The following is a 20,277-nucleotide window of genomic DNA, read 5'->3' on the forward strand; positions in this document are numbered from 1 at the left end:
ACCGTGCGCTCAAATTCCGCAACCGGTGCTTCGCTTCAGGCTGCCGCAGCGTGCGCGTGACCGCCGACCATGCAGTGCTTGTGCTCGACGTGGTACGCGAATTCGTCCCAGTAATGCTTGAGCATCCCGCGCACCGGCATCGCCGCCGCATCGCCGAGCGCGCAGATCGTGCGGCCCATGATGTTCTCGGCAACCGAGTTCAGCAGGTCCAGATCTTCCTGGCGCCCTTCGCCGTGCTCGATACGATTCACGACGCGATACAGCCAGCCGGTGCCCTCACGGCACGGCGTGCACTGGCCGCACGATTCCTCGTAGTAGAAGTACGACAGGCGCAGCAGCGAACGCACCATGCAGCGCGTCTCGTCCATTACGATCACCGCGCCGGAGCCGAGCATCGAGCCCGCCTTCGCGATCGAGTCGTAATCGAGATCGGTCTGCATCATGATGTCGCCCGGGATCACCGGCGCCGACGAACCGCCCGGAATCACGGCCTTGATCTTGCGACCGCCGCGCATCCCGCCGGCGAGCTCCATCAGCGTCGCGAACGGCGTGCCGAGCGGCACTTCGTAGTTGCCCGGACGCTCGACGTCGCCCGACACCGAGAAGATCTTCGTGCCGCCGTTGTTCGGCTTGCCGATCTCGAGGTAATTCTGCGGCCCGATCGACAGCAGGAACGGCACCGCGGCGAACGTCTCGGTGTTGTTGATCGTGGTCGGCTTGCCGTACACGCCGAAGCTCGCCGGGAACGGCGGCTTGAAGCGCGGCTGGCCCTTCTTGCCTTCGAGCGACTCGAGCAGCGCCGTTTCCTCGCCGCAGATGTACGCGCCGTAACCGTGGTGCGCGTGCAGCTGGAACGAGAATTCCGAGCCCATGATGTTGTCGCCGAGGAAACCCGCGGCACGCGCTTCATCGAGCGCGGCCTCGAACCGTCGATACACTTCGAAGATTTCGCCGTGGATGTAGTTGTAGCCGACGGTGATGCCCATCGCGTACGCGCCGATGGCCATGCCTTCGATCAGCGCATGCGGGTTCCAGCGCAGGATGTCGCGATCCTTGAACGTGCCCGGTTCGCCTTCGTCCGAGTTGCAGACGAGGTACTTCTGCCCCGGGAACTGGCGCGGCATGAAGCTCCACTTCAGGCCGGTCGGGAAGCCCGCACCGCCACGGCCACGCAGGCCCGACGCCTTCACGTCGGCGATCACCTGCTCCGGCGGAATCTTTTCTTCGAGAATGCGGCGCAGCTGCTTGTAGCCGCCGCGCGCAACGTAATCTTCGAGATGCCAGTTCTCGCCGTTCAGACCAGCGAGGATCAGCGGTTTGATGTGACGGTCGTGAAGGGACGTCATTTCGAAAGCTCCTCAAGCAGCTGGTCGATCTTCTCGCGGCTCATGAAGCTGCACATTCTGTGATTGTTCACCAGCAGCACCGGCGCATCGCCGCACGAGCCCATGCATTCGCCTTCCTTCAGCGTGAACTTGCCGTCGGGCGTGGTCTCGCCGAAGCCGATGCCCAGCTTCTGTTTCAGGTAGTCGGCCGTCGCCTCGGCGCCGCCGTGCGGACCAAGCTGGCACGGGAGGTTCGTGCAGAGCGTGATCTTGTGCTTGCCGACCGGGTTGAGCTCGTACATCGTGTAGAACGTCGCGACTTCCTGCACGGCGACTGCCGGCATGCCGAGATAGTCCGCGACGAACTGCATCAGTTCGGGCGACAGCCAGCCGTGCTCTTCCTGAGCAACGGCCAACGCCGACATCACGGCGGACTGTTTCTGATCGGCGGGATACTTCGTCAACGCTCGATCGATTTCCTTCAGGCCTTCAGCTGAGATCATTTTCAGACACGACTCTTTCAATTCCTACCGAACGAACAACCTGCCGCACTGCTGTGCATGGACGGCAGACCTGGCGCTCACTGTTGACAGCTTGCGAAGCCGCGCCGGCTCAGCGCGCATCGCGTGTGACTTACTGCTCGCCGCCCGCACGCGCAGGCGGCGCAACCATTAGCGATCGATTTCGCCGAACACGATGTCCTGCGTACCGATGATCGTGACGGCGTCGGCAATCATGTGGCCGCGCGCCATTTCGTCGAGCGACGCGAGATGCGCGAAGCCCGGGGCGCGAATCTTGAGGCGATACGGCTTGTTGGCACCGTCCGACACGAGGTAGATGCCGAATTCGCCCTTCGGATGCTCGACTGCTGCGTACGCCTCGCCTTCCGGCACGTGAAAACCTTCGGTGAAGAGCTTGAAGTGGTGAATCAAGTCTTCCATGTTGGTCTTCATGCCGACGCGCGACGGCGGTGCAACCTTGTGATTGTCCGTCATCACCGGGCCCGGATTCTTGCGGAGCCACTCAATACACTGTTTCGCGATGCGGATCGATTGGCGCATTTCTTCGACGCGCACCAGATAGCGGTCGTAGCAATCGCCGTTCACGCCGACCGGCACGTCGAAATCCATGCGGTCGTACACTTCGTATGGCTGCTTCTTGCGCAGATCCCACGCGATACCCGAACCGCGCAGCATCGGGCCCGTCAGGCCCATCTGCAGCGCGCGCTCCGGGCTGACGACACCGATCCCGACCAGGCGCTGTTTCCAGATCCGGTTGTCGGTCAGCAGCGTTTCGTATTCGTCGACGCACTTCGGGAAGCGCGTGAAGAAGTCGTCGATGAAGTCGAGCACCGAGCCGCTGCGCGCTTCGTTCATCCTCGCGAGCGCCTTCTCGTTGCGAATCTTCGACGCCTTGTATTGCGGCATTGCGTCAGGCAGGTCGCGGTAGACGCCGCCCGGACGGTAGTACGCCGCGTGCATCCGTGCGCCGGACACCGCTTCGTACACGTCCATCAGGTCTTCGCGCTCGCGGAATGCGTACAGGAACACCGCCATCGCGCCGACGTCGAGTGCGTGCGCGCCGATCCACATCAGGTGGTTCAGCACGCGCGTGATTTCGTCGAACAGCACGCGGATGTACTGCGCGCGCTCCGGCACGTCGATGCCGAGCAGACGCTCGATCGCGAGCACGTAGCCGTGCTCGTTGACCATCATCGACACGTAGTCGAGACGGTCCATGTACGGCACGGACTGGATGAAGGTCTTGCTTTCCGCGAGCTTTTCGGTCGCGCGATGCAGCAGGCCGATGTGCGGATCGGCGCGCTGGATGACTTCGCCGTCGAGCTCGAGCACCAGGCGTAGCACGCCGTGCGCTGCCGGGTGCTGCGGGCCGAAGTTGAGGGTGTAGTTCTTGATTTCTGCCATGACGCCCCCTTAATGTTTCAGACCGCCATAGCGATCCTCGCGGATCACGCGCGGCGTGATTTCGCGCGGCTCGATCGTCACCGGCTGGTACACGACCCGCTTCTCTTCCGGGTCGTAACGCATTTCGACATAGCCCGACACCGGGAAGTCCTTGCGGAACGGGTGGCCGATGAAGCCGTAGTCGGTGAGGATGCGGCGCAGGTCGGGGTGTCCCTCGAACACGAGGCCGTACAGGTCGAACGCTTCGCGCTCGTACCAGTTTGCGGAGGTCCAGATGTCGACGAGCGACGCGACGATCGGCAGATCGTCGTCCGGCGCGAACACGCGCAGGCGCAGGCGCCAGTTGTTCGTGACCGACAGCAGCTGCGACACGGCCGCGAAACGCGGGCCGTCGTACGCACCGTCGCCGTAAGTCTGGTAGTCGACGCCGCAGAGGTCGATCAGCTGCTCGAAACGGAGCTTCGGATCGTCGCGCAGCGTCTTTGCGACTTCGAGGTAATCGCTCGCCTTCACGACGAGCGTCAGTTCACCGATCGCTTCGGTGAGGCTCACCACGCGCGCGCCGAGCGCGGCTTCGAGGTTTGCCTTCAGGATCTCGATTTTGCTTGCCATATTGAGGGGACGCTCGGGGCTTTATTGACGGGCGATGGTGTTGGTGCGGCGGATCTTCGCCTGAAGCTGGATCACGCCGTAGACCAGCGCCTCGGCCGTGGGCGGGCAGCCCGGCACGTAGACGTCGACCGGCACGATCCGGTCGCAACCGCGGACCACCGAGTACGAGTAGTGGTAGTAGCCACCGCCGTTCGCGCACGACCCCATCGAGATCACCCAGCGCGGCTCGGCCATCTGGTCGTACACGCGGCGCAGTGCGGGCGCCATCTTGTTGCACAGCGTGCCGGCGACGATCATCACGTCCGACTGACGCGGGCTCGGACGGAACACGACCCCGAACCGGTCCAGATCGTAACGGGCCGCGCCCGCATGCATCATCTCGACGGCGCAACATGCGAGCCCGAACGTCATCGGCCACAGCGAGCCGGTACGCGTCCAGTTGATCAGCTTGTCAGCCGTCGTGGTGACAAACCCTTCCTTCAAGACCCCTTCGATACTCATTTGCTTTCCACTCCAGACGAGCGACCCAGCGTGGCCGCCCATGCAAACCGGCGATTAACCCCATCACTCCCAGTCGAGACCGCCTTTCTTCCAGATATAGGCAAAGCCCAGCAGGAATTCGAGCAGAAAAATCATCATTGCGATGAAACCGGGCCAGCCGATGTCCCGCAGCGCGACGCCCCACGGAAACAGGAACGCGGTTTCGAGATCGAAGATGATGAACAGGATGGCGACGAGGTAGTACCGGACGTCGAATTTCATCCGGGCGTCTTCAAAGGCTTCGAAGCCGCACTCGTATGGTGCGTTCTTCTCGACGTCCGGCTTGTTGGGACCAAGGAGCTTGCCGATGCTGACCAGCGCTATACCTAAACCAGTGCCCACGAGGAGGAACAACAAGACGGGGTAATAGGCTGCGAGGTTCAAGGCAATCCTCTATCGGTTGGTTCTGAGCGTCCGGAGAATACCACTTCCGGCGGAAGGAATCATTTCGGAGTGCGTGCGATCACAAGACAATCGCAAGACATACCCCACAAATGAAAAATGCCAGCCACTAGAAGCGGCTGGCATTGAGTAACTTTGGTGCCGACGGCGAGACTCGAACTCGCACAGCTTTCGCCACTACCCCCTCAAGATAGCGTGTCTACCAATTTCACCACGTCGGCACTGCATGCAACTCGGGTTGTGCTGCTTGTTCCCGCGAATCGCTTCAAGAATTAAATTCTAACCCGAGTTCCAGATTTGTTCAACGCACAACCGCAAAAAATTTGGCTTTTTATTTCGGGACATCCTGGCCCGGCGCGCTCGCGGTCGAAGCCGCTGCAGCGGACGCGGCGACGGCCGGTGCCGACGCTGCGGGCGCCGATGCCGGTGCGGTTGCAGCCGCGCCGAGCACGCCTGCCGACGGCGTCGACTTGTACGAGCCGAGGTACGTCAGCGCGAGCGTCGCGACAAAGAAGATCGTGGCCAGCACGCCCGTCGTGCGCGACAGAAAGTTCGCCGAGCCCGTCGCACCGAACAGGCTGCCCGACGCACCGCTGCCGAACGCGGCGCCCATGTCGGCACCCTTGCCGTGCTGCAGCAGCACGAGCCCAATCACACCGAGTGCAGACAGCACCTGCACGACAATAATCAGCGTCTTGAATAACAGCATCACACCCACCCGATTGGATCAGGCGACCGGACCAACCGGCCGCCATCATGTTTCAATTCGACCCCGGACCGCTCAACGTGCGGCCCGGCAGATCGCCAGGAAATCTTGCGCCTTCAGCGACGCGCCGCCGATCAGGCCGCCGTCGATGTCCGGCTGCGCGAACAGCTCTTCCGCGTTGTCCGGCTTCACGCTGCCGCCGTACAGCACCGACACGTGCGCCGCACCCTTCGCCGCGAGACGCGCACGCAGGAACGCGTGCACATCCTGCGCCTGCGCCGACGTCGCGCTCTTGCCGGTGCCGATCGCCCACACCGGCTCGTACGCGACGACGATGCGAGCTGCTTCGTCAGCCGTCAGCACGGCCAGCACCGCGTCGAGCTGCGCACCGACCACCTGCTCGGTCGCGCCCGCTTCACGCTCGTCGAGCGTTTCGCCGACGCACACGACGGGCGTGAGGCCCGCCGCGAGCGCGCGCTGCGTCTTCGCCGCGACGGTCTCGTTGCGCTCGCCGTGATACGCGCGACGCTCCGAGTGACCGACGATCGCATAATGCGCACCGAACTCCGCCACCATCGCCGCAGCGACTTCGCCGGTGAACGCGCCCTGCTCGTGCGCGGACACGTCCTGCGCACCGAACACGACACGGCCAGCGCCGAGCTGCGCCTGAACCTGCGCGAGGTACGGGAACGGCACGCACACGCCGATCGACGTTTCAGCCGCCACCGCGCCCGCGCCCTGCACCACTTCATTCAGCAACGCCTGGTTGCCGGCCAGCCGGCCGTGCATCTTCCAGTTGCCGATCACTCGCTTTGTTCGTTGTTTCGACATCGTGTCTGTCTCGTCACTATCGTGTCATTAACGTACCGGAAACCGGCCGTCAGGCTGGATCTGGCGAAGCAAACCCGCGATTTTACTGCGCGCGGCTTGAACCGGTCAAACCGCGTATGTCAAGTCCGGCCGCCGAAGGCTTCAGGCGGTCGTACCCCAATCGAGCACGATCTTGCCGATATGCTCGCCGCTCTCCATCAGCGCATGCGCCTGCGCGGCCTCGCCGGCCGGCAGCACACGGTAGATGACGGGCTTGATGCGACCGTCCGCGAGCAGCGGCCAGACACGCGCCTTCAGCTGCGCGGCGATGCGCGCCTTGAACTCGACCGGACGCGGACGCAGCGTCGAACCCGTCACCGTCAGCCGGCGACGCAGGATCTCGTTCAGGTTGACCTCGGCCTTCGCGCCGCCGAGCAGCGCGATCAGCACGAGGCGGCCGCCATCCGCGAGCGCGGACAGTTCACGGGGCACGTACGAACCGGCCACCATGTCGAGAATCACGTCGACGCCGCGATCGTGCGTCAGCGACTTCACGACTTCGACGAAGTCCTCGGTCTTGTAGTTGATCGCGCGTTCCGCCCCCAGCGCCTCGCACGCACGGCACTTGTCGGCGTTGCCGGCCGTCGCGAACACGCGAAAGCCGAGCGCATGCGCGATCTGGATCGCCGTCACGCCGATCCCGCTCGAGCCGCCCTGCACGAGCAGCGTTTCCTGCTCGCCGCCCTCGCCCGCGCCCAGCAACGCACGGTCGAACACATTGCTCCACACGGTGAAGAACGTTTCGGGCAACGACGCGGCTTCGATGTCGGTCAGCCCGTCAGGCACCGGCAGACATTGCGGCAACGGCGCGACCGCATATTCGGCGTAGCCGCCGCCCGCGAGCAACGCGCAGACACGGTCACCGAGCTTCAGGCCGAACGGGTTCAGCGCGGCATCCGACAGGTCGCCGCCGACGATCTCGCCCGCGACCTCGAGGCCCGGCAGATCGGAGGCGCCCGGCGGCGGCGCATAGGCGCCCTTGCGCTGGAAAACGTCCGGCCGATTCACGCCGGAAGCCGCCACCTTGATCAGCACTTCGCCGCGCTTCGGTTCGGGGCGCGGACGCTCCGCGAGCTTCAGCACGTCGGGGGCGCCGAATTCGGTGATTTCGATGGCTTTCATGGGTGGTCGCTCCAGGATCGGAATCGGGGGCGCATCCGTGCGCGGCACGGGCGCGTCGCCGGCGCTGCTGCGCCGCGCAACGATGCTACAGAAAAAACGGCCGGCGCGCTTTCGCACGGCCGGCCGTTCTCACGCCTTTACGCTTACTGCTGCGGCGGCGTATCCGATTGCGACGCCGCTGCTTCGTTCAGCAGCGCCTTCGCCGACAGACGCACGCGCCCCTTCTCGTCCGTCTGGATCACCTTGACCTTAACCTGCTGACCTTCCTTCAGGTAGTCGTTGATGTCCTTCACGCGCTCGTTGACGATTTCCGAGATGTGCAGCAGGCCATCCTTGCCCGGCAGCAGGTTCACGATCGCACCGAAATCGAGCAGCTTGAGCACCGTGCCTTCGTACACCTGGCCGACTTCGATCTCGACCGTGATGTTCTCGATGCGCTTCTTCGCTTCGGCCATGCCTTCGCTGCTCGTGCTCGCGATCGTCACGACGCCGTCATCCGAGATGTCGATGGTCGTGCCCGTTTCTTCCGTCAGCGCGCGGATCACCGAACCGCCCTTGCCGATCACGTCGCGGATCTTTTCCGGGTTGATCTTGATCGTGATCATGCGCGGCGCGAATTCCGACAGCTGCGTGTTCGCACCCGAGACCGCCGACGTCATCTTGCCGAGGATGTGCATGCGGCCTTCCTTCGCCTGCGCGAGCGCGACCTGCATGATTTCCTTCGTGATGCCCTGGATCTTGATGTCCATCTGCAGCGCCGTCACGCCTTGCTCCGTGCCGGCCACCTTGAAGTCCATGTCGCCGAGGTGATCTTCATCGCCGAGGATGTCGGTCAGCACCGCGAACTTGTTGCCTTCGAGGATCAGGCCCATCGCGATACCCGCGACGTGCGCCTTCATCGGCACGCCGGCGTCCATCAGCGCGAGGCAGCCGCCGCACACCGACGCCATCGACGACGAACCGTTCGACTCGGTGATTTCCGACACGACGCGGATCGAGTAGCCGAATTCGTCGGCGCTCGGCAGGCACTTGACCAGCGCGCGCTTCGCGAGGCGGCCGTGGCCGATTTCGCGGCGCTTCGGCGAGCCGACGCGGCCCGTTTCGCCGGTCGCGAACGGGGGCATGTTGTAGTGGAGCATGAAGCGCTCGCGGTATTCGCCTTCGAGCGCGTCGATGATCTGCTCGTCACCCTTCGTGCCGAGCGTCGCGACGACGAGCGCCTGCGTTTCGCCACGCGTGAACAGCGCCGAACCGTGGGTGCGCGGCAGCACGCCGGTGCGGATCTCGATCGGACGCACGGTGCGCGTGTCGCGACCGTCGATGCGCGGCTCGCCGTTCAGGATCTGCGAACGGACGATCTTTGCTTCGATGTCGAACAGGACGTTGCCGACGGTGGCCTTGTCGGCCGCGACCGTGCCGGCCGCTTGGGCATCTTCCTCGAGCTTCGCCGAGGTCGCCGCGTAGACTTCCTTCAGCTTCGTCGAACGCGCTTGCTTGTCGCGCAGTTGGTAAGCGGCGAGCAGGTCGCCGTGCGCCAGTTCCGTCACGCGCGCGATCAGCGCCTCGTTCTTCGGGGCCGGCTGCCAGTCCCACTCGGGCTTGCCGCCTTCGCGCACGAGTTCGTGGATCGCGTCGATCGCCGTCTGCATCTGCTCGTGGCCGAACACGACCGCGCCCAGCATCACGTCTTCCGGCAGTTGATCGGCTTCCGATTCGACCATCAGCACCGCGCGCTCCGTACCGGCGACGACGAGGTCGAGGCTCGAGGCCTTGAGCTGGTCACGCGTCGGGTTCAGCACGTATGCGTTGTCGATGTACGCCACGCGCGCGGCACCGACCGGACCGTTGAACGGCAGGCCCGACACGGCGAGCGCGGCCGACGCGCCGATCAGCGCGGGGATGTCCGCCGGGATTTCCGGGTTCACGGACAGCACGTGGATCACGACCTGCACTTCGTTGTAGAAGCCTTCCGGGAACAGCGGACGCAGCGGACGGTCGATCAGGCGCGACGTCAGCGTCTCGTGTTCCGACGGACGGCCTTCGCGACGGAAGAAGCCGCCCGGGATCTTGCCGGCCGAGTAGGTCTTTTCGAGGTAGTCGACGGTCAGCGGGAAGAAATCCTGGCCCGGCTTCGCCGACTTCGCGCCGACGACGGTTGCCAGCACGACGGTGTCTTCCACGTCGACGATCACGGCACCGCTCGCCTGACGCGCGACTTCACCGGTTTCGAGGCGCACCTTGTGCTGGCCCCACTGGAATTCCTTCACGACCTTGTTGAACATGGACATGGTTGCTCCTTTGAATTCATTCATTTCATTCGCCGTGCGGGCCATCCCGCGCGGCGGCGTCCCGACCGAATCACCCGGAGCAAGGTGTGTTTTTTATGCCATTCCAGCGCGGCGCTCGATGAGCAACGCGATGGAATGACACAAATCCCGACCCCGGCATCAGCCGTTCCGGCAGTCCGGCAAGCGCGTGCCGAACAACCTGCGGTGCGCGTGACGCTACGCACCGTGCAAAAACAAAATGCCTGCATCAGCGGACTGACACAGGCATCTTGCTGGCGGCAATCGCCTCGATTACTTACGCAGACCCAGCTTCTCGATCAGCGCGCGGTAACGGTCGGCATCCTTGCCCTTGAGGTAGTCGAGCAGCTTGCGGCGGCGGCTCACCATGCGCAGCAGGCCGCGACGGCTGTGGTGATCCTTCGCGTGGGTCTTGAAGTGACCCGTCAGTTCGACGATACGTGCGGTCAGCAGTGCGACCTGGACTTCGGGCGAGCCCGTGTCGTTGGTACCACGGGCGAACTGAGCAACGACTTCCGACTTCTTGATATCTGCAACAGACATGTGATTTCCTTTTTCCTACTAGCTAACTGAACAGGCGGACACGGAAGAATGGCCGTGCCGTGACTTACAACCGGCGGGCATTGTAACACAACTGCACGCCGTTCCATCGCCTCCTGTCACGGGCGCGTCATCGAGCAGGTCGACGGTATCGGCGTACGCTGGGCGGGCACCGCGAGGACCGTCCGGAAGCCGTAGCCCGACCCCTCGTTGTCGAAGCGCACGCCCGGCGTGCCGGCCTTGTCCATTTCCATCACGTAAAGGGGCTGAATCAACTGGTGATCCTGCGCGCGCATCGTCGACGCGTGAAAGCCGTCGTCGAACGACAGCCCCTCCAGCGCGCGCGCCACCGCGACCGGGTCGGCCGAGCCGGCCCGAGTCATCGCCGCCGCGAGCATGTCGATCATCAGGCTCATGCGCCGCACCGGATAGTCGTCCTGCGCCGCGGGGAAACGGGCCCGGAACGCGCGGTAGAACGCGTCCGACTTCGCGCCGCCGGCGTTCGGATGCCAGTCCGCGACGGCGATCACCCGCCCGACGCCGGCGTCGCCGAGCGCGGCCGGCGCGCCGAGGCTGTTGCCGTAGAACGTATAGAACTTCGCGTTCAGCCCCTGCTCGCGCGCCGCCTTCACGAGCAGCGTGAGATCGTTGCCCCAGTTGCCGGTCACGACGGCGTCCGCGCCGCTCGCGCGGATCTTCGCAATGTACGGCGAGAAATCCTTGATGCGGCCGATCGGGTGGAATTCGTCGCCGGCGATCGTCACGTCCGGGCGCCGTTCGGCCAGCGTCTGCCGCGCGAGCGTGCTGACGTCGTGACCGAAGCTGTAGTCCTGGTTCAGCAGATAGACCTTGCGCAGCGCGCGGTCGCGCGCCATCACGTCCGCCAGCGCAGCCATGCGCATCCCCGCGTGCGCATCGAAACGGAAATGCCAGAAGCTGCAGCGCGCGCCGGTCAGCGCCGGATCGTCGGCCGAATAGTTCACGAATAGCATCCGGCTGTCCGGATTGCGCGCGTTCAGCTTGTCGAGCGCCGCGACGAGCGCGGCCGCGACCGCCGAACTGTTGCCCTGCGCGACGAAACCGATGTGGCGGTCCGCCGCGGCGCGCAACTGCACGAGCGCCTCTTCCGGGCTGCCCTTGCTGTCGAGCACGACGAGCTCGAGCGGATGCGCGCCATCGCGCAGCTTCACGCCGCCCGCCGCATTGACCTGCTCGACGCCGAAGCGGAGGTTACGCTCGACCGCCGCGCCCGCATTCGCGAACGGGCCCGACATTCCTTCGATCAGTGCGATCCGCACCGGCTCGCCTGCCGCGAACGCGGACGACGCCAGCATCCACCCCGCGCTCAATGCGAGCGCGCACCGTTTCCACTGCTGCATCGGCTACCTGCCCTTCAATCTGTCCGAGAAGCGCGGATCATAGGCCGCGGGCGCTGCCGGCCGCAAGCGCGGTGCGACACCGCGCCCCCGGGCGCACACCGCCGGCGATCCGCACCGATTTTTTCGGCACGACGCGCCGGCGCGCGCCGTCCGTGATACAACTGAACGGTCAGAGTGTTCTGGAGAATCCGATGCGCATTCGCATTCCCGTGCGCCTGCCGGTACTGGTCGCCTGCGCGGCGGCACTGCTCGCCGGCTGCGCGCAACCGTGGCAGCAATACCAGGCCGGCCAGGACGAGTCGGCGATCGTGGCACGCATGGGCCCGCCGCGCGAAATCTACGACCTGCCGGGCGGCGGCAAGCGCCTGATGTGGCCGACCCAGCCGATGGGCGAGATCACCGTCGCGGCCGATGTCGACGCGGCCCACCGCATCATCAACGTGCGCCAGGTGTTGCAGCCGAGCGAGTTCTATCGCGCGGAAATCGGCAAGTGGACCAAGACCGACGTGCTCGTGAATTTCGGCCGCCCGGTCGAGACGTCGTACTTCCCGCTGATGAAGCGCGAGGTATGGACCTACCGCTATCTCGAAGACAACGTCTGGTACATGATGTACAGCTTCTACTTCGATCCGCAGGGCATCCTGCGCACGACGCAGAAAACACCGGATCCATTGCACGATCCCGATCGCCGCAATCTGTTCTGACCGATTACGCATTTATCTGCAATTTTCGCAATGGCCATTCACGCATTATTGCGTGAATGGCCATTTCATTTTTTCCGCTATATACGATTAACTCCCCAATCGCGCGGCAATCCTTTCCGATTGACGGCATTCGGCAAGCAATCCCGCGCAACGCCGCCCCACGGGGGCGCCGGCGGGAAACAGGTATATACGATGCATCTGATGCGTCGCAGTGGTGCATTCAATGCACCTTGCCCGATCGAGTTGAAACAATTTGTATCAGTGGCACCCGGCGTTAGGGCATACCCCTAATATCAGTCGAAATTGAACCTTTCAGTTCAGAAAGGATCCTATTGCTCCACATCGTCCCGTCTTTGTTTGCCATTTGTTTTCCTTTATCGGAAAGGAGTCCTTATGAACCGCCCCAAGAGCATGCTGGTTGCCAACATCGCCTGGGCCCGCGAGACGCGCGATCACACGCCCGGCTTCTTCGACGCGCTTGCACGCGGCCAGAACCCGCGCGTGCTGTGGATCGGCTGCGCCGACAGCCGGGTGCCGGCTGAAACCATCACGCACAGCGTGCCGGGCGAGCTGTTCGTCCATCGCAACATCGCCAACCTGTTCCATCCCGACGATGACAATTCGGCCAGCGTGCTCGAATACGCGGTGCGCGTGCTCGAAGTCGACCACGTGATCGTGTGCGGCCACTACGGGTGCGGCGGCGTGCGCGCGTCGCTGCTGCCGCCGCCCGCCGACCTGCCGCACGTCGCGCGCCGCATCGCGCCGCTTTGCGCGCTCGCGCGACGTCATCGCGACGCGCTCGACGGACTCGACGACACGGCCGCCGCCGACCGCCTGGCCGAGCTGAACGTGCTCGAACAGGTGCGGCTGCTGCGCGCGTCGCCGATCGTGCAAGGCCGGAACCGGCCGCCGCTCGTGCATGGCTGGATCTTCTCGCTCGCCGACGGCCTGCTGAAGGAACTCGACTCCGGCTATGCGGCACCGCCGGCCGAAGCCGAACCGGAGCATGCCGCCACGGCCGCCGCAGCCGCCTGACCCGCACCCTTCCCCAACGCTACGAAATCGCCCAACCATGAAACTGAACGAGCGCCTGTCCACCCTGCCGCGCGATATCGTCGCCGGCATCGTCGTTTTCCTCGTCGCGCTGCCACTGTGTCTCGGCATCGCCAATGCATCCGGTGTCGAACCGTTCGCCGGGCTCGTGTCCGGCATCGTCGGCGGCCTCGTCGTCGCGCTGCTGAGCGGCTCGTCGCTGTCGGTCAGCGGGCCTGCCGCCGGCCTCGTCGTGATCGTCGTCGAAGGGATCGCGCAACTCGGCAGCTTCTCCGCGTTCCTGCTCGCGGTGCTGCTGTCCGGCGTGCTGCAGTTCGGCTTCGGCATGCTGCGTGCCGGCCGCTTCGCCGCCTATGTGCCGTCGCCCGTCATCAAGGGCATGCTCGCGGCGATCGGCCTGCTGCTGATCCTGAAGCAGATTCCGTTCGCCTTCGGCCTTGGCGGCTCGGCCGCGCAATCGTTTGCATCATGGGCGAGCCTGCCGACCGCCTGGGCCGCCACGGCCATCGCGCTCGCGTCGCTCGGGTTGCTGGTCGCCTGGGACACGCCGGCGCTCAAGCGCTTTGCCTGGGTGCGCTCGGTGCCCGCGCCGCTCGCGGTCGTCGTGTTCGGCATCGGCGCCACGCTGCTGCTCGGCGCGTTCGTGCCGTCGGTCGCGCTGGGTGCCGCGCATCGCGTCACGTTGCCCGAGCTCGAATCGTTCGCGGCGCTCGCGGCCTCGCTGAAGCACGCCGAGCTCGGCCCGAACTTCGCGCAGCTCGTCAATCCGGACGTATGGCGCGTCGCGATCACGCTCGCGGTCGTCGCGAGCCTCGAAACGCTGCTGAGCCTGGAGGCGGTCGAACAGATCGATCCGAAGCGTCGTCCGACCCAGCCGGACCGCGAACTGAAGGCGCAGGGCGTCGGCAATCTCGTCGCGGGCGCGGTCGGCGGCCTGCCGATCACGTCGGTGATCGTGCGCAGCTCGGTCAACGTGAACGCGGGCGCGCAGAGCCGGATGTCGGCGATCGTGCACGGGATCCTGCTGCTCGCCAGCGTGTTCGCGCTCACCGGGCTGATCAACCTGATCCCGCTCGCGAGCCTCGCGGCCATCCTGATCCACACCGGCTTCAAGCTCGCGAAACCGGCGCTGTTCCGCTCGGTGCTGAAACAGGGTCCGGCCGCGTTCGTGCCGTTCGCCGCGACGATCGCGGGCGTGCTGGCGGTCGACCTGCTGTTCGGCATCGCGGTCGGCCTCGCGTGCAGCGTGCTGGCGGTCGCGGTGGCGAACCTGAAGAGCCCCGTCACGCTTGCGCAGCACGACGATCACTTCCTGCTGTCGTTCCGCAAGGACGTGTCGTTCCTCGGCAAGGTGCAGGTCAAGCATCACCTGCGGCACATCCCGGACCGCGCGGCCGTGATCATCGACGCGACGCGCGCCGACTACATCGATCACGACGTGCTCGAACTGCTCGATGCGTTCGTCGCCGATGCGCCGCGGCGCGGGATCACGGTGGAATTCCGCCGCCGCAATCCGGCGCCCCGCCCGGCCACGCGCCGCTGGCTGTTCCGCGCACCGGCCGCCGAATGAGCGGCGCATGAAAAAACGCCCCGGGCGGCGCAGGGCCGCACGGGGCGTTTAGGGCGCTCGGCGCGCAGCGCTTACGAGCGCTGCGGGTTGAGCTTGTCGTCCTTCGAGTGCAGCTTGTTCAGCGCGGCGATGTACGCCTTCGCGGAAGCCGCGACGATGTCGGGGTCGGTGCCGACGCCATTGACGATCCGGCCGCTCTTCGACAGCCGCACCGTCACTTCGCCCTGCGCCTGCGTACCGGTCGTGATCGCGTTGACCGAGTACAGCAGCAGTTCCGAACCGCTGCCGACTTCGCCCTCGATCGCGTTGAACGTCGCGTCGACCGGGCCGTTGCCACGTGCCTCGCCGGTCACTTCCTTGCCATCGAGCGCGAACACGACCTTGGCCTGCGGCTGCTCGCCGGTTTCCGAGCGCTGCGACAGCGACACGAACTTGTAGTGCTCCTGCTCCTGCGCGAACGCCGACTCCTCGGAGACGATCGCGATGATGTCTTCGTCGAAAATCTCCGACTTGCGGTCGGCCAGATCCTTGAAGCGCATGAACGCGGCGTTCAGTTCGGTTTCGCTGTCGAGCGACACGCCGAGCTCCTGCAGGCGCTGCTTGAACGCGTTGCGGCCCGACAGCTTGCCGAGCACGATCTTGTTCGCCGTCCAGCCCACGTCTTCCGCGCGCATGATCTCGTACGTGTCGCGCGCCTTCAGCACGCCGTCCTGATGGATGCCGGACGCGTGCGCGAACGCGTTCGCGCCGACCACGGCCTTGTTCGGCTGCACGACGAAACCGGTGATCTGCGACACGAGCTTCGACGTCGGGACGATCTGCGTGGTGTCGAGGCCGACGTCGAGGCCGAAATAGTCCTTGCGGGTCTTCACGGCCATCACGATTTCCTCGAGCGACGTGTTGCCCGCGCGCTCGCCGAGACCGTTGATCGTGCACTCCACCTGCCGCGCGCCGCCGATCTTCACGCCGGCGAGCGAGTTCGCCACCGCCATTCCGAGGTCGTTGTGGCAATGCACGGAGAAGATCGCCTTGTCCGAGTTCGGAATGCGTTCGCGCAGCGTCTTCACGAGGTTGCCGTAGAGTTCCGGCACGCCGTAGCCGACCGTGTCGGCGATGTTGATCGTCGTCGCCCCTTCGGCGATCACGGCTTCCAGCACGCGGCACAGGAAGTCGAGATCCGAACGGCTGCCGTCTTCCGGCGAGAATTCGACGTTGTCGGTGAACTTGCGCGCGAAGCGCACCGCGAGGCGCGCCTGCTCGAACACCTGATCCGGCGTCATCCGCAGCTTCTTCTCCATGTGCAGCGGCGACGTCGCGATGAACGTGTGGATCCGCGCGCTATTGGCCGGCTTCAACGCGTCGGCCGCGCGCTGGATGTCCTTGTCGTTGGCGCGCGCCAGCGAACAGATCGTGCTGTCCTTCACGAGACCGGCGATCGTGTGGATCGCGTCGAAGTCGCCGTTCGAGCTGGCCGCGAAGCCGGCCTCGATCACGTCGACCTTCATCCGCTCGAGATGCTTCGCGATGCGGATTTTCTCTTCCTTCGTCATCGACGCGCCGGGCGATTGTTCACCGTCACGCAACGTCGTATCGAAAATGATCAGCTTGTCTGTCATGGGGGGCTCCAGGGCTCTTTATACGGGAATCAAACGTAATGAGATCGCGCCACCGCTGGCGACGCTCAACAACAGACGAGGCTTGACGGGGGGCGAGAACGGTCAGCGCGGCAGGCGCGCCAAAGCTAGCGCGCGTAGCGGCGCACCGGCTAGAAGGAGGGAGAGGCGGGAAAATGCAGTCATGCCAAAGACTATAGCGGCATTCCGCAAGGCGCGCAATCGGACGGCACCCGCGAGAGCGGGCCGCGCGCTGCGGAAAAGGGGCACATGAAAACGGCGGCCCCGAGGCCGCCGTTTCCGCGCAGGTTGTGCGTCAGTGATCGCGCTGCGACGAGCGTGCGGGATTCGCCCGCCCGCGGATGGCCATGTAGGCCCAGAACACGTAGCCGGACAGCCCGTACAGCACGAACAGGCAGAACAGCATCAGCGGCGGATCGGACGATACGAGCACGAACGCGACAACCACCAGCAGGATCGCCGCGAACGGCACGCGGTGCCGCACGTCGAGCGCCTTGCCGCTGTAGAACGGCGCGTTCGATACCATCGTCACGCCCGCGTAGATCGTCAGCACGAACGCGACCCACGGCAGCCAGCCGAGCTTCATCGGCACGCGGTTGTCGGTCGCGAGCCACACGAAGCCGGCGATCAGCGCGGCGGCGGCCGGGCTCGGCAGCCCCTGGAAGAAGCGCTTGTCGACGACGCCGATGTTGGTGTTGAAGCGCGCAAGGCGCAGCGCGGCGCCCGAGCAGTAGACGAACGCGGCGAGCCAGCCCCAGCGGCCGAGATCCTTCAGCACCCACTCGTACATCACGAGCGCGGGCGCGACGCCGAACGACACCATGTCCGACAGGCTGTCGAACTGTTCGCCGAACGCGCTTTGCGTATGCGTCATCCGTGCGACGCGCCCGTCCATCCCGTCGAGCACCATCGCGACGAAGATCGCGATCGCGGCGATCTCGAAGCGCACGTTCATCGCCTGCACGACCGCGAAGAAACCGCAGAACAGCGCGGCGGTCGTGAACGCGTTCGGCAGCAGGTAGATGCCGCGCGTCTTCAGGAACCGCTGGCGCGCGGCACGGCGGCTTTCCGGCACCGGATCAGGCGCCATTATCTTGTTGCGGCGGAACGGGCGTGGCGTCTGGCTGGACCCGTTGCGCGGCCGGCGGGGTTTGAATGCGGCCATCGTGGGCTCCGCCGGTTACTGTTCGAGCTCGGCGAGGATCGTCGACGACGCGTAGACCTTCTCGCCGATCGAGACCTTCGCGCGGCTGCCGAGCGGCAGGTACACGTCGACGCGCGAACCGAAGCGGATGAAACCGTAGCGCTGGCCGCGCGACAGCGGCTCGCCGGCGCGCACGTAGCAGAGGATCCGGCGGGCGACGAGGCCGGCGATCTGCACGGCGGTGACGGTCTTGCCGCTCGCCGTCTGGATCACGAGCGCATTGCGCTCGTTCTCGGTCGACGCCTTGTCGATTGCCGCGTTCAGGAACGCGCCCGGGAAATACTCGACCTTGGTGACCGCGCCGTCGACCGGCGAACGCTGCGAATGGACATTGAAGACATTCATGAACACGCTGATCTTCAGCGCTTCGCGGTTCGCGTACGGATCCTGCGTGGTCTCGACCGCGACGATGCGGCCGTCCGCCGGACACAGCACCGCGTTCGGCTGCGCCGGAATCGGGCGCTGCGGATCGCGGAAGAACTGGACGACGAAGACGAGCAGCAGCCAGAACGGCCACGCGAAGCCGAAGCCCCCGACGGCGTGGATCAACAGCGCGATGACGGCAGCAATCGCGATGAACGGCCAGCCTTCGCGCGCGATGATCGGATGAGGATAGTTCATGGATTCGTTCTGTGTTCGGTGAATTGCAAAGCCCGTAGGATAGCAAAAGCCGCCCGGGGCACTACTGCCTTCGGGCGGCTTTTTGATGCCGACCCTCCACTCGAAGGGCCGGAACGGCGTGCAATGCTTAGTTCTTCGTCTGGTCGACGAGCTTGTTCTTCGCGATCCACGGCATCATCGCACGCAGCTTCGCGCCGACCTGCTCGATCTGGTGCTCGGCCGTCAGGCGGCGACGCGACTGCAGCGTCGGGGCGCCTGCCTTGTTCTCGAGGATGAAGCTCTTCGCGTATTCGCCCGTCTGGATGTCGGTCAGGCACTGCTTCATCGCCTTCTTCGTCTCTTCCGTGACGACGCGCGGGCCCGTCACGTACTCGCCGTACTCGGCGTTGTTCGAGATCGAGTAATTCATGTTCGCGATGCCGCCTTCGTAGATCAGGTCGACGATCAGCTTCAGCTCGTGCAGGCACTCGAAGTACGCCATTTCCGGCGCGTAGCCGGCTTCGACCAGCGTCTCGAAACCTGCCTTGATCAGCTCGACCGTACCGCCGCACAGCACGGCCTGCTCGCCGAACAGGTCGGTTTCGGTCTCTTCACGGAAGTTCGTCTCGATGATGCCGGCACGGCCGCCGCCGTTCGCTGCCGCGTACGACAGCGCGATGTCGCGTGCCGCGCCCGACTTGTTCTGCGCAACCGCGATCAGGTGCGGCACGCCGCCACCTTGCGAGTACGTGCCGCGCACGGTGTGGCCCGGTGCCTTCGGCGCGATCATGATCACGTCGAGGTCGGCACGCGGGATCACCTGGCCGTAGTGGACGTTGAAGCCGTGCGCGAATGCCAGCGCCGCGCCCTGCTTGATGTTCGCGTGCACTTCCTTCGCGTACACGTCGGCGATCTGCTCGTCCGGCAGCAGCATCATGACGACGTCCGCGCCCTTCACCGCTTCAGCGACTTCCTTGACCGACAGGCCTGCGTTTTCGGCCTTGCTCCACGACGCGCCGTCCTTACGAAGGCCGACCGTCACGTTCACGCCGCTGTCCTTCAGGTTCAGTGCGTGCGCATGGCCTTGCGAGCCGTAGCCGATGATCGTGACTTGCTTGCCCTTGATGAGGGAGAGGTCGGCGTCTTTGTCGTAGAAAACGTTCATGATGGGTTCCTTCGCTAATTCAAAAATTCAACAATTCGTTCGGATTGGGTACTGCGGGCCGGGACATGACGGCGCACCCGGCGTGCCTCTTCGGCATTACACCTTCAGGATGCGCTCGCCGCGTCCGATGCCGGAGCTGCCGGTACGCACGGTCTCTAGGATCGCGCTGGCGTCCAGCCCCTGGATGAATGCGTCGAGCTTGTCGCTCGCGCCCGTCAATTCGATCGTGTAGGTCTTTTCGGTCACGTCGATGATGCGGCCGCGGAAAATGTCCGACATCCGCTTCATTTCTTCGCGCTCCTTGCCCACTGCACGTACCTTGATCAGCATCAGCTCGCGTTCGATGTGTGCACCGTCGGTCAGGTCCACCACTTTCACCACCTCGATCAGGCGGTTCAGATGCTTCGTGATCTGTTCGATCACGTCGTCCGAGCCAATGGAAACGATGGTCAGCCGCGACAGCGATTGGTCTTCGGTCGGCGCCACCGTCAAGGTTTCGATGTTGTAGCCGCGTGCGGAAAACAGACCGACCACGCGCGACAGCGCGCCCGGTTCGTTCTCCAGCAGGACGGAAATGATGTGTCTCATGTTCGCTTCTTCCAGAATGTGTCCGTGTCGAT

20 protein-coding genes and 1 tRNA gene are annotated in these 20,277 nt (G+C 64.8%); 3 read left to right on the top strand and 18 right to left on the bottom strand.

What is annotated here, in order from left to right; translation table 11 throughout:
• Positions 1-35: 35 nt before the first annotated feature.
• From nuoF to SB771_RS04150, 13 genes are all read right to left on the bottom strand, one after another.
• Entirely contained in the window at positions 36-1,346 is a 1,311-nt protein-coding gene (gene nuoF / locus SB771_RS04090; protein WP_006756904.1) for an NADH-quinone oxidoreductase subunit NuoF, read from the bottom strand.
• Complete coding sequence (nuoE, locus tag SB771_RS04095; protein ID WP_006756903.1) at positions 1,343-1,828, bottom strand: NADH-quinone oxidoreductase subunit NuoE; 486 nt, start codon at positions 1,826-1,828, stop codon at positions 1,343-1,345. The genes nuoF and nuoE overlap by 4 nt, the downstream gene beginning before the upstream one ends.
• Positions 1,829-1,996: 168 nt before the next feature.
• A complete protein-coding gene (locus SB771_RS04100) occupies positions 1,997-3,250 on the bottom strand; it encodes an NADH-quinone oxidoreductase subunit D (protein WP_011657482.1) in 1,254 nt (417 codons plus the stop codon).
• Positions 3,251-3,259: 9 nt separating this feature from the next.
• Positions 3,260-3,862: an NADH-quinone oxidoreductase subunit C gene (locus SB771_RS04105; protein ID WP_006750458.1), complete on the bottom strand. Its 603-nt coding sequence runs from the start codon at positions 3,860-3,862 to the stop codon at positions 3,260-3,262.
• A gap of 21 nt (positions 3,863-3,883) precedes the next feature.
• Positions 3,884-4,363 (bottom strand): NuoB/complex I 20 kDa subunit family protein, encoded by a 480-nt coding sequence (locus SB771_RS04110; protein ID WP_006398799.1) that lies wholly within the window; start codon positions 4,361-4,363, stop codon positions 3,884-3,886.
• 63 nt (positions 4,364-4,426) lie between these two features.
• Positions 4,427-4,786, bottom strand: coding sequence for an NADH-quinone oxidoreductase subunit A (locus SB771_RS04115; RefSeq protein ID WP_006398798.1), 360 nt, complete (start codon positions 4,784-4,786; stop codon positions 4,427-4,429).
• A 154-nt stretch (positions 4,787-4,940) separates the two neighbouring features.
• Positions 4,941-5,025: transfer RNA gene (locus SB771_RS04120), tRNA-Leu, on the bottom strand.
• A 110-nt stretch (positions 5,026-5,135) separates the two neighbouring features.
• The gene (gene secG, locus SB771_RS04125; RefSeq protein ID WP_175660175.1) at positions 5,136-5,513 is read right to left on the bottom strand and encodes a preprotein translocase subunit SecG; all 378 of its coding nucleotides are present in this window, start codon (positions 5,511-5,513) and stop codon (positions 5,136-5,138) included.
• 72 nt (positions 5,514-5,585) lie between these two features.
• The gene (gene tpiA, locus SB771_RS04130; RefSeq protein ID WP_011657484.1) at positions 5,586-6,341 is read right to left on the bottom strand and encodes a triose-phosphate isomerase; all 756 of its coding nucleotides are present in this window, start codon (positions 6,339-6,341) and stop codon (positions 5,586-5,588) included.
• A gap of 141 nt (positions 6,342-6,482) precedes the next feature.
• Positions 6,483-7,502, bottom strand: a complete 1,020-nt coding sequence (locus SB771_RS04135) for an NAD(P)H-quinone oxidoreductase (RefSeq protein ID WP_011657485.1) — start codon at positions 7,500-7,502, stop codon at positions 6,483-6,485.
• Positions 7,503-7,645: 143 nt separating this feature from the next.
• Positions 7,646-9,790, bottom strand: a complete 2,145-nt coding sequence (gene pnp, locus SB771_RS04140; RefSeq protein ID WP_011657486.1) for a polyribonucleotide nucleotidyltransferase — start codon at positions 9,788-9,790, stop codon at positions 7,646-7,648.
• Positions 9,791-10,081: 291 nt separating this feature from the next.
• The gene (gene rpsO, locus SB771_RS04145; protein ID WP_006398792.1) at positions 10,082-10,351 is read right to left on the bottom strand and encodes a 30S ribosomal protein S15; all 270 of its coding nucleotides are present in this window, start codon (positions 10,349-10,351) and stop codon (positions 10,082-10,084) included.
• Positions 10,352-10,467: 116 nt separating this feature from the next.
• A complete protein-coding gene (locus tag SB771_RS04150; RefSeq protein WP_175660176.1) occupies positions 10,468-11,727 on the bottom strand; it encodes a branched-chain amino acid ABC transporter substrate-binding protein in 1,260 nt (419 codons plus the stop codon).
• Between the two features lie 191 nt (positions 11,728-11,918).
• On the opposite strand from SB771_RS04150, the gene SB771_RS04155 reads away from it, so the two are divergent.
• From SB771_RS04155 to SB771_RS04165, 3 genes are all read left to right on the top strand, one after another.
• The gene (locus SB771_RS04155; protein ID WP_011657488.1) at positions 11,919-12,431 is read left to right on the top strand and encodes a hypothetical protein; all 513 of its coding nucleotides are present in this window, start codon (positions 11,919-11,921) and stop codon (positions 12,429-12,431) included.
• A gap of 393 nt (positions 12,432-12,824) precedes the next feature.
• The gene (locus tag SB771_RS04160) at positions 12,825-13,466 is read left to right on the top strand and encodes a carbonic anhydrase (RefSeq protein ID WP_175660177.1); all 642 of its coding nucleotides are present in this window, start codon (positions 12,825-12,827) and stop codon (positions 13,464-13,466) included.
• 37 nt (positions 13,467-13,503) lie between these two features.
• Complete coding sequence (locus SB771_RS04165) at positions 13,504-15,054, top strand: SulP family inorganic anion transporter (RefSeq protein ID WP_175660178.1); 1,551 nt, start codon at positions 13,504-13,506, stop codon at positions 15,052-15,054.
• Between the two features lie 71 nt (positions 15,055-15,125).
• Here SB771_RS04165 and SB771_RS04170 read toward each other — a convergent pair whose 3' ends face one another.
• The 5 genes from SB771_RS04170 to ilvN all read right to left on the bottom strand — a co-directional run bounded on the left by SB771_RS04170 (position 15,126) and on the right by ilvN (position 20,245).
• The gene (locus SB771_RS04170; protein WP_105830704.1) at positions 15,126-16,670 is read right to left on the bottom strand and encodes a 2-isopropylmalate synthase; all 1,545 of its coding nucleotides are present in this window, start codon (positions 16,668-16,670) and stop codon (positions 15,126-15,128) included.
• A gap of 313 nt (positions 16,671-16,983) precedes the next feature.
• Positions 16,984-17,853, bottom strand: a complete 870-nt coding sequence (gene pssA, locus SB771_RS04175; protein ID WP_006750448.1) for a CDP-diacylglycerol--serine O-phosphatidyltransferase — start codon at positions 17,851-17,853, stop codon at positions 16,984-16,986.
• Positions 17,854-17,868: 15 nt separating this feature from the next.
• Complete coding sequence (locus SB771_RS04180; RefSeq protein WP_006750447.1) at positions 17,869-18,513, bottom strand: phosphatidylserine decarboxylase; 645 nt, start codon at positions 18,511-18,513, stop codon at positions 17,869-17,871.
• Between the two features lie 127 nt (positions 18,514-18,640).
• Positions 18,641-19,657, bottom strand: a complete 1,017-nt coding sequence (gene ilvC, locus SB771_RS04185) for a ketol-acid reductoisomerase (RefSeq protein WP_006750446.1) — start codon at positions 19,655-19,657, stop codon at positions 18,641-18,643.
• Between the two features lie 96 nt (positions 19,658-19,753).
• Positions 19,754-20,245, bottom strand: a complete 492-nt coding sequence (ilvN, locus tag SB771_RS04190) for an acetolactate synthase small subunit (RefSeq protein ID WP_006750445.1) — start codon at positions 20,243-20,245, stop codon at positions 19,754-19,756.
• Positions 20,246-20,277: the final 32 nt, after the last annotated feature.

This window comes from Burkholderia sp. SIMBA_051 (assembly GCF_046534915.1).
Lineage (GTDB): Bacteria > Pseudomonadota > Gammaproteobacteria > Burkholderiales > Burkholderiaceae > Burkholderia > Burkholderia ambifaria.